17 protein-coding genes are annotated in these 15547 nt (G+C 63.2%); 5 read left to right on the top strand and 12 right to left on the bottom strand.

Annotated elements, in window-relative coordinates; genetic code table 11:
* Positions 1 to 346 precede the first annotated feature (346 nt).
* Positions 347 to 1258 carry a hypothetical protein gene (locus VQ044_RS03930; protein WP_327651437.1) on the bottom strand — a complete coding sequence of 304 codons (912 nt, stop codon included), beginning with the start codon at positions 1256 to 1258 and terminating at the stop codon, positions 347 to 349.
* A 399-nt stretch (positions 1259 to 1657) separates the two neighbouring features.
* The gene (locus VQ044_RS03935; protein ID WP_327650050.1) at positions 1658 to 3007 is read right to left on the bottom strand and encodes an IS1380 family transposase; all 1350 of its coding nucleotides are present in this window, start codon (positions 3005 to 3007) and stop codon (positions 1658 to 1660) included.
* 135 nt (positions 3008 to 3142) lie between these two features.
* On the opposite strand from VQ044_RS03935, the gene VQ044_RS03940 reads away from it, so the two are divergent.
* Positions 3143 to 3808: a septation protein A gene (locus VQ044_RS03940; RefSeq protein ID WP_327650850.1), complete on the top strand. Its 666-nt coding sequence runs from the start codon at positions 3143 to 3145 to the stop codon at positions 3806 to 3808.
* A 21-nt stretch (positions 3809 to 3829) separates the two neighbouring features.
* On the opposite strand, the gene VQ044_RS03945 is transcribed toward VQ044_RS03940, so the two are convergent.
* The 8 genes from VQ044_RS03945 to ccmA form a co-directional block, all read right to left on the bottom strand.
* Positions 3830 to 4390, bottom strand: a complete 561-nt coding sequence (locus VQ044_RS03945; RefSeq protein ID WP_327645365.1) for an NUDIX hydrolase — start codon at positions 4388 to 4390, stop codon at positions 3830 to 3832.
* A gap of 4 nt (positions 4391 to 4394) precedes the next feature.
* Positions 4395 to 4688 carry a type II toxin-antitoxin system RelE/ParE family toxin gene (locus VQ044_RS25615; RefSeq protein ID WP_442872855.1) on the bottom strand — a complete coding sequence of 98 codons (294 nt, stop codon included), beginning with the start codon at positions 4686 to 4688 and terminating at the stop codon, positions 4395 to 4397.
* On the bottom strand, positions 4685 to 4933 hold the full coding sequence (locus VQ044_RS03950) for a type II toxin-antitoxin system ParD family antitoxin (protein WP_327622737.1): 249 nt from the start codon (positions 4931 to 4933) through the stop codon (positions 4685 to 4687). Before VQ044_RS03950 ends, VQ044_RS25615 begins: the two co-directional genes overlap by 4 nt.
* Positions 4934 to 4997: 64 nt before the next feature.
* Positions 4998 to 5675, bottom strand: a complete 678-nt coding sequence (locus tag VQ044_RS03955; protein ID WP_327645367.1) for a DsbE family thiol:disulfide interchange protein — start codon at positions 5673 to 5675, stop codon at positions 4998 to 5000.
* Positions 5672 to 5860, bottom strand: a complete 189-nt coding sequence (gene ccmD, locus VQ044_RS03960) for a heme exporter protein CcmD (RefSeq protein WP_327645370.1) — start codon at positions 5858 to 5860, stop codon at positions 5672 to 5674. Before ccmD ends, VQ044_RS03955 begins: the two co-directional genes overlap by 4 nt.
* Positions 5861 to 5869: 9 nt before the next feature.
* On the bottom strand, positions 5870 to 6628 hold the full coding sequence (locus VQ044_RS03965; RefSeq protein ID WP_327645372.1) for a heme ABC transporter permease: 759 nt from the start codon (positions 6626 to 6628) through the stop codon (positions 5870 to 5872).
* A 101-nt stretch (positions 6629 to 6729) separates the two neighbouring features.
* A complete protein-coding gene (ccmB, locus tag VQ044_RS03970) occupies positions 6730 to 7389 on the bottom strand; it encodes a heme exporter protein CcmB (protein ID WP_327645374.1) in 660 nt (219 codons plus the stop codon).
* Positions 7386 to 8075, bottom strand: coding sequence for a heme ABC exporter ATP-binding protein CcmA (gene ccmA, locus VQ044_RS03975; protein WP_327645501.1), 690 nt, complete (start codon positions 8073 to 8075; stop codon positions 7386 to 7388). Before ccmA ends, ccmB begins: the two co-directional genes overlap by 4 nt.
* Before the next feature lie 384 nt (positions 8076 to 8459).
* Between ccmA and acnA the strand changes: the two genes are divergently transcribed.
* From acnA to VQ044_RS03995, 4 genes are all read left to right on the top strand, one after another.
* Positions 8460 to 11234, top strand: coding sequence for an aconitate hydratase AcnA (gene acnA / locus VQ044_RS03980; protein ID WP_327645376.1), 2775 nt, complete (start codon positions 8460 to 8462; stop codon positions 11232 to 11234).
* 235 nt (positions 11235 to 11469) lie between these two features.
* Entirely contained in the window at positions 11470 to 12261 is a 792-nt protein-coding gene (locus tag VQ044_RS03985; RefSeq protein ID WP_331827632.1) for a DUF1223 domain-containing protein, read from the top strand.
* Between the two features lie 163 nt (positions 12262 to 12424).
* Complete coding sequence (locus tag VQ044_RS03990) at positions 12425 to 12802, top strand: DUF2794 domain-containing protein (RefSeq protein ID WP_327645382.1); 378 nt, start codon at positions 12425 to 12427, stop codon at positions 12800 to 12802.
* Between the two features lie 133 nt (positions 12803 to 12935).
* Positions 12936 to 14081 carry a YihY/virulence factor BrkB family protein gene (locus tag VQ044_RS03995; RefSeq protein ID WP_327645383.1) on the top strand — a complete coding sequence of 382 codons (1146 nt, stop codon included), beginning with the start codon at positions 12936 to 12938 and terminating at the stop codon, positions 14079 to 14081.
* Positions 14082 to 14103: 22 nt separating this feature from the next.
* Here VQ044_RS03995 and VQ044_RS04000 read toward each other — a convergent pair whose 3' ends face one another.
* Complete coding sequence (locus tag VQ044_RS04000; protein WP_327645386.1) at positions 14104 to 14667, bottom strand: GNAT family N-acetyltransferase; 564 nt, start codon at positions 14665 to 14667, stop codon at positions 14104 to 14106.
* 101 nt (positions 14668 to 14768) lie between these two features.
* Complete coding sequence (locus tag VQ044_RS04005; protein WP_327622748.1) at positions 14769 to 15527, bottom strand: Bax inhibitor-1/YccA family protein; 759 nt, start codon at positions 15525 to 15527, stop codon at positions 14769 to 14771.
* Positions 15528 to 15547 lie beyond the last annotated feature (20 nt).

A 15547-nucleotide genomic window follows, 5' to 3' on the forward strand; every position in this document is an offset into this window, starting at 1 on the left:
CGGCCTGGGCGGCGATCAGAACGGCAACCATAGCAGGCTCGATCCTGCTTTTGCTGCCGGGGTGCATGCCCGCCATGTCTCAGAACACGTCCAGTAATGCCGAGCGTCCGGCTCTCGACCCAGCAAGGAAGATGTCCGTCCGCCCGCGCGCACAGGAGACGAGCGGAGTGGTGATCGCTCAGGGATGCAGATACGAGGGGCGAGACTACCCTAATGGTGCCCGATATCCCGGCCCGGTGCCGGTAGGTTCGATTCTGCCCCCCGACGTCCGTTGCGTCGGGGGGAACTGGGTTCTCGTGGGTCGGGCACAGGGCGGGCCCCGATCGTAAACTCGGCGAACCGGGTTCTAGGGGAATTTCACGCTTGCCTGCAGGAATACGCCGAAGCGCTCGCTCTTGAAGTCGTTGAGCTCCAGCGTTGGGGAAAAGTCGGGGCCGAAGCGGATATCGCCGTCAGCATCCAGGCGCCAGTAGCGGCCGCCGACGCCGACATTGAACCTGTCGCTCACGTCGTAAGACAGCACGCTTTCGAGCATCCAGCCATCGCCCTCGCCGTCCATGACGATGTTGGGCACGGACCCAAGGCCGGTACGCAGATGGTGACTGTCCTTGTTATCCAGGGAGGCGTAAGGAATGTAGGCGACCTCGCCGCTCAGATGTAGCCTCGGCGTGATGGATGCTTCGCCCATAATTCCGACCCGCAGCGAGTTCCACTCGGCATCGTTGGTGATCACGTTTGTCGAAAACGGAACCGCCGTCGTGCCTGGCGCTCCGCAGAACAAGCCTCCGACATCGTCGGCGTTGCAGCGCGCGCCATAGGCGGGAACCTCCTCGTTCCAATAGTGGTAGCCCACAAAGGCGCCGAGACGGAAAGCCGGTCCGCGCGGATTCTCGGCAGAGGGGCCTTCCACGAAGAAATAGCCGAGGTCGGCAGACGCGTAGTACAGGTCGCCGTCGTCGACTTCGCTGTATGTATCCGAGAATTCCAGTTGACCCGTGAAAAAGTCCTGATCCCGGAAATTACCGTCGGCGACGGTGCCCACGCCGGCATAGCCTTTCACGAACACGCCGCTTGCATGTTCGATTTGGCCGAACAGCTCGGCGGAATGCGACTCAAGGTCGTCGTAATCCAAGATCGACGTGGGATCGCCAAGCAGAGATCCGCCAGCGGTGTGGTTCCAGCTGGTCTGCCCGGTGCTATACCAGTATCGGGTTCCAAGCTCGAACGACCAAGGAGACACCGGTTCGATCGGCGCCAAGACAGGCTCCACGACGCCCGGCTGGTCATTTATGAAGACGTCGGCCGCTTGCGCGCCCTGGCCGGCAAAAAGCGATGCGGCGACCCCGAACGCCAGTGTAGATAGATACTTCATATTTCACCCCTCGAAGAAAATCAGAGTTATCCCGCGCGGAATCAGACCTATGCCATCGCGGATAAAGAATCCGACATTCCCCATATGAACCCCAGTTTCTGGCGGCACGGTAGCACTCATGGCCGCCCCCCGGCAATGTTGAGCACGGTGCGGGTGGGTTTTCGCCTTGATTGGCCACCCATCGGCCCGAGCGAAGCCTCCCGAGGCCGGTGATGGCGCCGATTCTCGTCGTCAAGGCGCACCTCTCCCGTTGTCTGCCTGCGGCATCGACCCTTCGGCTCCTCCTCATGCTGGAGCCGGTGGGGCCCGCAGTTCGGCGATCAGCCGCAAGATTTCCTCGAACAGACCCCTTGGCACTGCGACCTCAGCCATCTGGAAAGTGACGTACCGGCCATGCGTGACGATCCTGGCGCCAATCTTGATGAGCTTCTCCTTCAGGCTGGTCAGCGACCACTGTTCGATCGCCTCCGGCAGAGCCAGCGTCCGCATGAAGTTACCGAGATTGTAGGCCAGCGCATGAAGCTGAAGCCGCACGGCATTGTTCTGGAACCGCCGGCATGACAGCCGGGTCCACACAATCGCGTTCTTGCCTTCCTTGATGTGCTGCTCGGCCGTGCCGCGCTGATTATAGAAGGCGACCACGCGCGTGGCCGGTCGGGTCAGGTTGGTGACGATGAAGCCAACGGTCGGATAGAGTTGGCCTGGGTGCCATTCGACCTTGGCAACGACGCGGCGCTTCCTGTCCCATGACCCTGCCTGATAGCTGAAGCTGGCATAGGTGCGAACCACATGATTTGGCGGGCGGCCGACAGGTCGCGTCAGCAGGTAGGCGATGCTTTGCTGAAGGATCGCATTGGCCTTGAGACGGATCGTGTACTTGTATCCCTCGGCCTCCAGAAACTCATAGATGTCCGGTGCAGCGAACGCGGCATCGCCTCGGAAGTAGCGGCGCAGATCCCGTTCCCGGTACCGCTCAACGACAGGCTCCAGAACGCCGCGCCAGCCGTCGGCGCTGTGGACGTTGCCGGGGCGGAGGGAACATCGCTCCAGATCGCCGAACTGGTTGAACAGGAAAAGCGGGTGATAGCACGTGCAGCCGAAGTGCCCGTTGTAGGCGGTGCCTTCCTGATCGCCGTGGGTCGGGCTGACGCTGGAATCCATGTCGAGCACGATTGCCTTGGGCGGATGCCGGGCGTGCACCCGGTCAATCCATTGCCCTGACAGACCGACCAGTGCGGCGAGGTTCTCGTCGGCGGCAAGGAACTCCGTCTCGAAGCGCCCCATCTGGCTGGTGGAAGCGGCCTGCTTCGCAACGGCCCGACCGCCGACAATCCAACGCATCGCCGGATCACGTCCCAGGCGGTCGGCGTCGTTCACGTCCTCGTAGCCACCCAGGCGACCGAAGACGGATTGGCGAAACAATCCTGTCATCTCGTGCTGGCCGTTCTTGCCGGTGCGCGGATCGACGAGCTCGTCGCCAACCATGTCCGTCAACCCGAGCGCGTCATCGAGCTCACGGTAGGCAAGCAATCCGCCGTCGGTGGTGATCCTGGAACCGTGGAACTCAAGCTTCAGGCGGCGGTCGAAATCGAGCCTCAGAAGGCCATCAACCGATCCACCCACCGGGTTCGCCATATGCCTCGCCTTAAAATACATTCAACGCATTGATTCTTATATCAGAATTAATCAACAATCGCATCAATTAATGGAGCCATATGGGAAATCCGGGCCAAATCATTGCGCATATGCGGAGACCAACACGGAGTGCCCATGACCGACCACATCATCGAAGAAGAACCGAATTCCCCGGCCCGCAAGGAGATGAATCCGCTCCTGAAATTCGCGCTGGAGCTCGGGCCGCTGCTGGTTTTCTTCTTCGCCAATGCGCGCGGCGAGCAGATCGCCGACGCCTTTCCGGTGCTGCAGGAACTGGGTGGCCCGCTGTTCGTGGCCACCGCGCTGTTCATGGCGGCGATGGCCATCTCGCTGAGCGTGTCCTGGGCGATCACCCGGACATTGCCGATCATGCCGCTGGTCTCCGGCGCGGTCGTGCTGGTGTTCGGCACGCTGACCCTGTGGCTGCAGGACGAGACCTTCATTAAGATGAAGCCGACCATCGTCAACGGCCTCTTCGCCGCCGTTCTCCTCGGCGGGCTCGTCTTCGGCAAATCGCTGCTCGGCTACGTCTTCGACCAAGCCTTCAAGCTCGACGCCGAGGGCTGGCGCAAGCTGACCTTTCGCTGGGGCCTGTTCTTCATCTTCCTCGCCATCCTCAACGAGGTCATTTGGCGCAGCTTCTCGACGGATTTCTGGGTCGCCTTCAAGGTCTGGGGCACGATGCCGATTACCATCCTCTTCATGATGGCGCAGTTCCCGCTGATCAAGCGCCACGCCACCGAGCCGCTGGTCAAGGAACGCGTCGCCTCGAAGAAGTGACGCCGGGCCAAAGGCTCGCCGTCAGAACTCGCCGATTTTGAGTGTCCGCCCATCGGGCATGACGTTGCCGGTAGCGCCGTCGGGATTGCCGAACGGCACCGGCGGCGCACCCACTTCCGCCTCGCGGTCGTGGTTCAACGCCCACTGGACCGAGGGAAAGGCCAGTTCGTCCCACGGAATGGCATCGAAGGCGAACATATCCACGGCCTGGCTTTCCGGTCCTGCCGCGATAGTCGCCTCGGCGAGCCGCGCCCGGTAGATGAGCTGCACCTGGCTGATCCGCGGAACGGCGTAGACGGCGAGTAGCCGCTCGATCGTGAGCGACGCCTCGGCTTCCTCCCGCGCCTCGCGGCGGGCGCCGTCCTCGGGCGTCTCGTTCAGTTCCAGATAGCCGGCCGGGATCGTCCAAAAGCCCTTGCGCGGCTCGATCGCCCGTTTGCAAAGCAAGATCATGCCATCGTGGCGGACCACCGAGCCGACCACGATCTTGGGGTTTTCGTAGGCGACGAAACCGCATGTGTCGCAGATCTTGCGTGGCAGGTCGTCGTCTTCGGGTGTGCGGAGGGAGAAGGAGGGGGTCATGGCGTCACAGATGGTCCTCGATATTCATCCGGCCATGCAGGATGCGGACGACATCGAGAGCGCCCGACGACGAACGCACATAAAAAATCTGATGCCGACCGCTTTGATGGAAGCGCAAACCCTTACGGTATCGCGACGCGTCGCGAGACGAGCCGGGGCGGTCAAACACGCGTTCGCAACTTCGGGCGATTTCGGAGACATATCGGTCCGCCTGATCTGCTCCATATCGCTTCAGTGTATAGAGATAGACAGCGGCAAGATCGCGGTACCCAGCGGGACTGAAGCGGACTTCCCTCACTCGGCGTCGGACCGCGAATGCATGTCGCGCAGGAACGTTTTGAGATCGAACGGCTGTGGCTCGCCGCTGTCAAACCCTTCCTGGATCGCGGCACGAAGCGCGGCGATCTTTCTCTGTCGTCGTTCCAAAAGTCGCAAGCCGGCGCGAACGACATCATCGGGGTCAGCGAATTCTCCGATTTCGACCTGCTGATCGACAAACGCGTCGTAGGGTTCGCCAAGTCTCTGCGATTTTACGGAACTCATTCCAGACCTCCGGCTGTCACTTTCAGCTATTTTCAGGGCTTTCGAGAAACAAGGAACAGCCTCCTCAGCTCGTCGGCGCCTTCTCGGCCGGCTTTCGCGCCAACACCGCTTCGATCGCCGGCATCAGCCCGGTCTCGATGAGCTCGGGCGAAAACGGCCCCGTCTGCTTATAGACGATCTCGCCGTCCGGGGTGACGAGGAAGGTTTCCGGGATGCCATAGACGCCCCAGTCGATCGTCGCCGTGCCCTTGGGATCGACTCCGACCGCGTCATAGGGATTGCCGAGCGATTCCAGGAATTTGAGCGCGTTTTCCGGCTTGTCCTTGTAGTTGATCCCGACCAGCCGGAACCGGTCATCCTTCCCAAGGTCCATCAACAGGGGATGCTCGACGCGGCAGGGCACGCACCAGGAGGCGAAGACGTTGACCACCACCGGCCGGCCATCGCCAAAGCCTGTCAGGTCGATACCCGGCATCGGTTGCCCGTCCTCTCCCACAAGCCCTTCCAGCGGCGGCAGCGTGGTCTCCGGGGCGGTCTTGCCGATCAGCACCGACGGGATAATCTGGGCGTTCTTTCCCGAAAGCAACTGATAGAGGAAGATCGACGCGAGCCCGCCGAACAGGAGCAGCGGCAGGAGGACCAGCCAGTTGCGCCGCGGCTTGGCGGGGCGGGAGGGCGGCGTCTCGCCGTCAACTGGCGTTGGCGCGGTCGGGATCGTCGTCTCGGGCGGCTCCTTGGTCATTGTGCCGTCCCTGTCGTCTCCAGAGCCGCGCCGCGACCGGCGGACCGCCTGCGAACGCCTCTCGCCTCGAGCGCCTTCAGAGCGCGCCGCTGCGCCTTAGCGTCAAGGAAAACCCACAATGCCAGCCCGACCAAAGCCAGCGCCGAGACCCCGTAGGCCGATGCGATAAAGCCGAAATAATTCATGACGTGTCCTCAGGCCTCGGCGTTGCGGGCTGCAAGCCGCGACAGCGCCGCGACGCGGCGGCGTAGCACCTCGGTGCGCATCGCCGTCAGATGCAGGGCGAAGAACAGCAGCGTAAAGCCGACGGCCGAAATCAGCAGCGGTGCCAGAAACACCGCCGGCATCGCCGGGCCATCGGGGCGCAGCACGCTCGCCGGCTGGTGCAGCGTATTCCACCAATCGACCGAAAACTTGATGATCGGAATGTTGACGAAGCCGACCAGAACGAGGATCGCCGCCGCCTTGGCGCTTTTGCCCGGATCGTCCAGCGCCCGGGTCAGCGCGATCAGCCCCAGATACATCAGGAACAGGATGAACACCGAGGTGAGTCGGGCGTCCCAGACCCACCAGGTGCCCCACATCGGCCGACCCCAGATCGAACCGGTGATGAGCGCCAGGGCCGTGAAGACGGCACCGATCGGCGCGGCGGCCTTCACCGCCACGTCGGCCAACGGATGGCGCCAGACCAGGGTGCCGAGGGCCGACACGCTCATCACCGTCCAGGCCATCATCGCGATCCAGGCGAAGGGCACATGAATGAACATGATCTGCACGGTCGCGCCCTGCTGGTAATCCGGCGGCGCGGTGAAGCCGAGGAACAATCCCACCGCCAGCGCGAGCAAAGCCAGCGCGTAAAGCCATGGCTGGATCTTGCCCGACAACACCAGGAAGCGGGTCGGATTGGCGAGAATGGTCAAGCGCGACGGCTTGGCGGCGGAGAGGTCGGTCATGGCGTCACTCTAGAAGCTCACGAAGCGGGCGGCAAACATACGATTTCGTTAGAATCCGCCAGATTTCGGCAACATGCGAAATCCGGTCGGCGAAACCTCAGTCAATCCGCGCTGGTCTTCAGCGCCGCGCCCGCCGCGATCGGGCCGAGCGCTCCGAAGAACAACGTCAAGGCGACGAGAATGAGGAAGGGCGACAGAAACGGATCGGGATCGTTGACCGCGCCGTAGGTCGCCGAGACGCCGAAGATCAGCACGGGGATTGCCAGCGGCAGGACGAGGACCGAGACCAGCAACCCACCGCGCGGCAGCGCGACGGCGACGGCGGCCCCGACGGCGCCGATGAAGGTGATCGCGGGAGTGCCGGCGAGAAGCGTCGCCATGACCGCCCCGATCGCCACCGGATCGAGCGCGAGGAAGAGGCCGAGAACCGGCGCGGCGAGGACCAGCGGCAAGCTGGAGGCGACCCAGAGCGCCAGGCATTTGGCAAGGACGACAAGCGGAAGCGGCGTCGGCCCGGCGATCAAAAGATCGAGCGTGCCGTCGTCACGGTCGGCCTGGAACAGCCGGTCGAGGGTGAGCAGCGCCGACAACAACGCCCCGATCCATAGAATCGCCGGCCCGATGCGCGACAGAAGATTGAGGTCCGGGCCAATGCCGAACGGGATCGTCGCGACCACGGCGAGGAAGAAGATCACGCCGGTCATCGCCCCGCCGCCGCCGGAAAAGGCGAGCCCCAGGTCGCGGCGGAACAGCGCGATCATAACCAGCCCTCCGCGGCGGCGATCGCCGCCTCGTCGAAGCCGCCGGATCGCTCGTCAGCGGCAGGCAGGCGGCGCGACTCCAACTGCAATTCGCGTACCGCCGCCATCCCCAGCGGCTGGTGCGTCGCGGCGACAACGATGCCGCCGCCGGCCAGATGCGCGTCCATCAGGGCTCCGAATCGCTGCTGCGAGGCGGCGTCGAGCGCCGATGTCGGCTCGTCGAGAATCCACACCGGCCGCTCGACCACGAGAAGCCGGGCGAGACTTGTCCGCCGCTGCTGGCCGGCCGACAAATACGAAAATGGCAGATGCGCCAGATCGGGAAGGCCGACGGCCTCGAGCGCCGCCTCGATCGGATGCCCGCCGCCGCCGAGATAATCCCGCCAGAAGCTGAGATTGGCGCCAACACTGACGCCCGGCTTCATGGCGTTGCGGTGGCCGACATAATGAGCGATCTCGGCGACGGTCCGGGCCGGTTCGCCGTCGGCGGCGGTGGCGCCCGTGACAGCAACGTGCCCGGCGAGCGGCCGCAGCAGACCCGCGAGCGTGCGCAACAGGGTCGACTTGCCGGCCCCGTTCGGACCGGTGATCACCAATCCGTTCCCGGCCCGTACCGCGAAATCCAGGGGGCCAGCCACGGTTTCAAGACCACGTCCGACCGAAAGCCTGTTGGCGGTGATCGTCAGCACGGGATGCGTACGCGATTCGTCATCGGCGGCGTATACCAGAGCCGGAGGGTCTTCGGCGAGGCGTAGACGCCTTGCAACCTGCCGTTCCGCCCAGTTTTCTCCTCCCCACTCAGCCGACCTCCTTCGCACTGCGACAGAAATTCCGCCTTCCAAACTCTGTGCCCTTTATAGGCGTTACAAACTTCGCTATGAGAACGGCAACCACACCAGCGACCGGCGTGGAAACTCTTCAGCGCCGATCTCAAGGCCCCGCCCGGCACCGGCGGGCGCCGGGGCGGACAAGCGGAAATGGTCGTACCCGCATCTTCGAGCGCTTTTCCGCGGCGCTCAAGGCCGTTCGCCCTTCGGACTTCCATCCTGGTTCGAAAGGAACGAAGCCATATGTCTCACGCACCCGACAGTTTCAAATGCCGCAAGACGCTTTCCGCCGCAGGCAAGGACTACGTCTATTATGATCTGAAGGAGGCCGAGAAGAACGGCCTTGCCGGCGCGTCGCGCCTGCCCTTCTCCATGAAGGTTCTGCTCGAAAATCTCCTGCGCAACGAGGATGGCCGCACGGTGACGGCGGACGATATCCGCGCCGTCGCCAACTGGACCAAGGACAAGGGCAAGGCCGGCCACGAAATCGCCTACCGCCCGGCGCGCGTGCTGATGCAGGACTTCACCGGCGTGCCAGCGGTGGTCGATCTCGCCGCGATGCGCGACGCCACCAGAAGTCTCGGTGCCGACCCGAAGAAGATCAACCCGATGGTTCCCGTCGACCTGGTCATCGATCACTCGGTGATGGTCGACTTCTTCGGCCGCAAGGATTCGTTCGAAAAGAACGTCGATGCCGAATACGGCCGCAATGGCGAGCGCTACACCTTCCTGCGCTGGGGCTCGGAAGCCTTCGAGAACTTCCGCGTGGTGCCGCCGGGCACCGGCATCTGCCATCAGGTCAATCTGGAATATCTTGCCCAGACGGTCTGGACCAAGGACGAGAACGGCGAGACGATCGCCTATCCGGACACGCTGGTCGGCACCGATTCCCACACCACCATGGTCAACGGCCTGTCTGTGCTCGGCTGGGGCGTCGGCGGCATCGAGGCCGAAGCGGCGATGCTCGGCCAGCCGATCTCCATGCTGATTCCCGAAGTCATCGGCTTCCGGGTCGAGGGCAAGCTGCCGGAAGGCACCACCGCGACGGACCTCGTCCTGACCGTGACCCAAATGCTGCGCGCGCATGGCGTCGTCGGCAAATTCGTCGAGTTCTTCGGCCCCGGCCTGTCCAACCTGACCCTCGAGGATCAGGCGACGATCGGCAACATGGCGCCCGAATACGGCGCCACCTGCGGCTTCTTCCCGATCGACAAGGACACCATCGCCTATCTGGAGGCGACCGGCCGCGACAAGGACCGCATCGCCCTCGTCGAGGCCTACGCCAAGGCCCAGGGCATGTACCGCGAGGACGGCATTGCCGATCCGATCTTCACCGATACGCTCGCACTCGACCTGTCGACGGTCGTTCCCTCGCTTGCCGGACCAAAGCGCCCGCAGGACCGTGTCGCCCTCACCGAGGCGGCGGCGAAATTCCACGACGCGCTCGCCGAGATCCATGGCGGACGCAAGGAGAACGACACACCGAAATCCGAGGGCGAATCCCGCTATATGGATGAAGGCGCGACCGGGGTGAACGACACGCCCCAGGACAACCGCCACGGCCAGACGCTGCATGCCGTTGAAGGCACCGACCACGGCCTGTCGCATGGTGACGTGGTCATCGCCGCGATCACCTCCTGCACCAACACGTCCAACCCCAACGTCCTGGTCGCGGCCGGGCTTCTCGCCCGCAAGGCCCACGCCAAGGGCCTGACGGTAAAGCCGTGGGTGAAGACGTCGCTGGCGCCGGGGTCCCAGGTCGTCACCGAGTATCTGGAGAAGGCCGGCCTGCAGTCGGATCTCGACGCGATGGGCTTCAACCTCGTCGGCTATGGCTGCACCACCTGCATCGGCAATTCCGGGCCATTGCCCGAACCGATCTCCGAGGCGATCAACCAGAATGACCTCGTCGCCTGTTCGGTGCTGTCCGGCAACCGCAACTTCGAGGGCCGGGTCAATCCGGACGTTCGGGCGAACTACCTCGCCTCGCCGCCCTTGGTCGTCGCCTATGCCATCGCCGGCTCGATGTTCGTCGACATCACCAAGGACGCGCTCGGCCAGGACCAGGACGGCAACGACGTCTTCCTCAAGGACATCTGGCCGTCGACCCAGGAGATCGCCAAGATCGTCCGCGAGACGGTGACGCGCGAGATGTTCGAAAACCGCTATGCGGACGTCTTCAAGGGTGACGAACACTGGCAGAAGATCGCCGTGTCAGGCGGACTGACCTACGATTGGGACGACCGCTCGACCTATGTCCAGAACCCACCCTATTTCGAGGGAATGACCCAGGAGCCCGATCCCGTGACCGACGTGAAGGGCGCACGGATCCTCAGTCTGTTCCTCGATTCGATCACCACCGACCACATCTCGCCGGCCGGCTCGATCAAGGCCAATGGGCCGGCGGGCGACTATCTCGTCAGCCATCAGGTTCGCCCGGTCGACTTCAACTCCTACGGCGCCCGGCGCGGCAACCACCAGGTGATGATGCGCGGCACCTTCGCCAATATTCGCATCAAGAACCAGATGCTCGACGGGATCGAAGGCGGCATGACCAAGCATTTCCCGTCGGGTGAGGTGCTGCCGATGTACGACGCCGCGATGCGTTACAAGGACGAGGGTGTGCCGCTCGTCGTCTTCGCCGGAAAGGAATACGGCACCGGCTCCTCACGCGATTGGGCGGCCAAGGGAACCGTGCTTCTCGGGGTCCGCGCCGTGATCGCGGAAAGCTTCGAGCGTATCCACCGGTCCAACCTCGTCGGCATGGGCGTCGTCCCCTTCGTCTTCGCCGAGGCAGGAACGTCTTGGGAATCGCTCGGGCTGAAGGGCGACGAGAAGGTCACGATCGAAGGGCTTAGCGACATCAAGCCGCGTGACATCATGGAAGCGACGATCGAGGCGGCCGACGGTTCGACCCGCACGATCAAGCTGCAGGTCCGCATCGATACGCTCGATGAGCTGGAATACTACAAGAACGGCGGTATCCTGCACTACGTTCTGCGCCGGCTGGCGGCCTGATCCCAGGCGCTGGCCTGCAAGATGGCAGATGACGATCATCGACGCCGCCGCGCATCCCGCGGCGGCGTCGCTCGTTTGGCCGGCCGATCAATGACTTGTCATCCGCAATTGACTGGCAGACGTATCCTTCGATCGCTACGGTACGATCGATGACGAAACCCCAGGCAAAAACGCTCCAGAACCCTGACGACCCCCGTCCTGCAGACGAGCCGGCAGGTTTGTCCAGGGTGGTTTCGTGACCGTCCTTCACCTCATTCGACGCGCCTTTCCGGCATTCGCGTTGCTGATGCTTTTCCCGTTCGTCAGTGGAGCCCGGGCCGGCGACGCACCCGCCGAGCCGGTCACCCAGGTGCTGGAATTGTTCACCAGCCAGGGTTGTTCGTCCTGCCCGCCGGCGGATCGCCTCCTGACCAAGCTGGCCAAGGAACCGGGTGTTCTCGCGCTCGGCTATCACGTCGACTATTGGGATTACATCGGCTGGCGCGACATCTTCGGTTCGCCCGAAAACACCGAACGGCAGCGAGCCTACGCCCAGGCCTTTGCCACGACCACGATCTATACCCCGCAAATGGTCGTGAATGGCCGCAAGGGTGTCGTCGGTTCGCATGAAGCGAAGATCCGCAAACTCATGCAGGCGACGTCGCTTCCGCAAGGGGGAGGCACGCCGAAGGTAGCGTTAAGTGTCGAGGGCGACCGGCTGCACATCACCGCAGACGTCGGACGGCTGGATCCGGACAGTCCGGCACCGGTGCTGATGCTGGTCACCTTCGGTGACGAAGCGACGACGACGATTGAGCGCGGAGAAAATAACGGCCACACCATCGTCAACACGCGTCCCGTCCGTGGCTGGCGTCTTCTCGGCATGGCCGCGGGCGAACCGATGGATATCGATCTGCCCTTGGCGTCGCTGCTGAAACGGGGAGAGCCGAGCAGGGGTGGCTGCGCGGTGATCCTTCAGGCAGTGACGGCGGATGGAATGCCGGGACCGATTCTCGCCGCGGCGCAGATGGAATTCGCCGATCCATGACGCCGGCCAGGTGATGGCCGATCAGCCATCCGGCGCGCGTTTGCCGCCGGATGACCGTTCCATGTTGTCGGCACCGAAACGGTTTTGCCCGCGGCCGGTTTCATGCGAACATGCCGAAGAGTTGCGGCTTCCTCCGCGGCAAAGCATTGGACGAGGGGCAGTCTTGACGGATTTCGGATCGAAGGGAGAAACCGCGACCAATCTCCTCCCCTTTCCCCGTCAGAATTCCAGTCATTTTTCCATCGTCTCGTTCGACCGACGGGAACTGTCCGAAATCCTCAAGATCTACGGACGCATGGTCGCCGCCGGCGAATGGCGGGATTATGCCATCGACACGTTGAAGGATCGGGCAGTATTCTCGGTCTTCCGCCGTGCCAGCGAAATGCCGCTCTATCGGGTAGAGAAAAATCTGAAGCTCGCCCGTAAGCAGGGCGCCTACCAGGTCGTCGCCGCTGGCGGCCTCGTAATGAAGCGCGGCCATGACCTGACCGCCGTGCTTCGCGTGTTCGACAAGGGATTGAAGCTGGCGGAGAACGGTTGACACCGTCCGCTGGTGCGAAAGCCGGGTGGCGATATTCATTGCCGGCTACGGAACATTATTTCGCCCGCCGCCCCGCGAAGGGATCGCCTATTGGGTCGTGGCGTTGCTGCAGAACCGGGACGGGTGAGGGCGAATGACCAGAGCGAAGACAAATCACGCCGAGCTTCGAGACAAGGGCCGGGGGCGACACGCCGACCGGCCCGGTGAAATTCCCGCCGCGGGTTGGAAGAGAATCCTTTGGCGGGTTTACGAGGAAATGGGCGACGATCGCGTCACTCTCGTCGCCGCGGGCGTGACCTATTATCTGCTTCTCGCCATAGTCCCGGGCCTTGCCGCCTTCGTTTCCCTCTACGGACTTTTCGCCGATCCGGCGACGGTCAGCGATCATCTGGCACAGTTGCGCGCCTTCATCCCTGGCGGCGGAATGGATGTTCTGGAGACGCAACTGAAACGACTGGCGTCGAAGGGCGACACCACGTTGGGGCTGTCGCTGGTTATCTCCTTCGCAGTCTCGCTGTGGAGCGCCAATGCCGGAGTCAAGTCGCTGTTCGAGGCGATGAACGTCGCTTATGATGAGCGGGAAAGCCGTTCCTTCTTCAAGCTGAACGCGATCTCCCTCAGCTTCACGCTGAGTCTCATCGTTGTGTCGTTGCTGATGATCGGCCTCGCCGTGGTTCTGCCAGTTCTCCTGGGCTATCTCGGCCTGGGTACGGGGCTGGAATGGCTGATCTCCGGCCTCAGTCTCCTCCTGATGATCGTGGTGTTCTCTCTCGGCCTTGCCGCGCTCTACCGCTGGGGTCCGGACCGTGCGAACGCAAAATGGCGGTGGATCACCCCTGGCGCCATCCTCACGCTCGTAGTCACCACGATCGTTTCATTGCTGTTTTCCTGGTACGCCGCCAATTTCGGTTCCTACGATGCCACCTATGGCTCGCTCGGCGCATTGATCGGTTTCATGACCTGGATCTGGCTGACGATGATCATTCTGATCGTCGGCGGCGAGTTGAACTCGGAGATGGAACACCAGACCGCCCGGGACACGACAACCGGGGCGCCGCAGCCCTTGGGCCAACGCGGCGCCGCCATGGCTGATCGTGTCGCCGGAAAATCCTCCGACGCCAATGTTTCCGATCGCGGCCGCACCCCCATGACGCGGGAGGAAGAATCCGCCGAGAGCAAGCGGCGACGCGAAGGATTGTCGGTCGGCAAGCTGGCGGTGGCGCTCCCTGCCGCTCTGTTGCTCACCTACCTCAAGCGCCGGTCCGAGCGGCAGAGTTGAGCCAGAAGGCTGAGCAACGCGGCTATCGCTGGTACAGCGTGCCGGGATAGCGCGTCTCGTCGGGCAGCGCCGAGCCGCCCGGGCCCAACGGCATCTGCATCAGAACGGTGTCGATCCAGCGGCCGAATTTGAAGCCGGACTGCTGGAAGACCCCGATCATGCGGAAGCCTGCCCGTTCATGCAGCCTGACCGACGGCGCGTTACCGGAGTCGCCGACGACCGCGATCATCTGGCGGAAGCCGCTTTCGGCCGAAATCTCGATGAGGCGCGTCAGAAGATGGCTGCCGACACCGCGCCCCTTGGCATCCGGTGCGACGTAGACCGAATCCTCCACCGACCAGCGATAGGCGGGTCTGGCGCGGAACGCGTTGGCATAGGCATAGCCAAGGACGACACCGTGGGCGTCTTTGGCGACGATAAAAGGATAGCCCTGACCGGTCATCGCCGTGAAGCGCGTCGCCATTTCCGCCTCGTCCGGCGGCACGATCTCGAAGGTCCCGGTGCCATGCAGCACCGCATCCTCGTAAATCGACCGGATCGTGGGAACGTCTTCGATGCTGGCGGGTCGGATCGTATGAGCGCTCATCGGCAGGCAAGCCCAGGCTTCGTTGCAATCTGGATAAAGCATTAACCCAAAGAAAAGGGCGGCCCGCGAGCCGCCCTGATTTGTCGGTCCTGCCCTGGCGCTTAGTTGCGGTTGCCGAACAGCTGCAGGAGGAACAGGAACATGTTGAGGAAGTCGAGATAGAGGCGCAGCGCGCCCATGACCGCCTTGCGGCCCATCACCGCCGAGCCGTCGCCCTCATAGTACATTTCCTTGATCTGCTGCGTGTCGTAGGCGGTGAGGCCCGCGAACACCAGGACGCCGATCGCCGAAATGGCGAACTGCAAAGCCGGCGAGGCAAGGAAGATGTTCACGACCATCGCGATGACGATGCCGATGACGCCCATGAACAGGAACGAGCCCCAGCCCGAAATATCCCGCTTGGTGGTGTAGCCCCAGAGCGACAGCGCGCCGAAGGAGGCGGCGGTGATGAAGAACACCTGGGTGATGGATTCCTGCGTGTAGACCAGGAAGATCGTCGACAGCGACAGGCCGACCATCGCCGCGTAGGTCCAGAAGGTCGCCTGGGCGGCCGCGACGCTCATCTTGTGAACGCGGAAGGACAAGAAAAAGACCATCGCCAGCGGCGCCAGCATCAGCACCCACTTGAGCGGCGAGTTGTACACGACATTGCCGATGTCGGTCAGACCGACGACGGTGCCAGCGTCGTTCGTCACAACCGCCATCGAAAACAGGAGATAGGCCGCAACGCCGGTGAGGGCGAGACCGCCCGCCATCAGGTTGTAGACCTTCAGCATATAGGAGCGGAGGCCCTGGTCGATGTCCGCTCTTGTACCGGCTGCTGGCACGGTGCGAGCGCCGGCGTTCCGATATTCCGCCATGGATGAATTCCTTTCTGCGT

It is taken from the genome of Aurantimonas sp. C2-5-R2, assembly GCF_036549495.1.
GTDB classification, from domain to species: Bacteria; Pseudomonadota; Alphaproteobacteria; order Rhizobiales; family Rhizobiaceae; genus Aurantimonas; species Aurantimonas coralicida_A.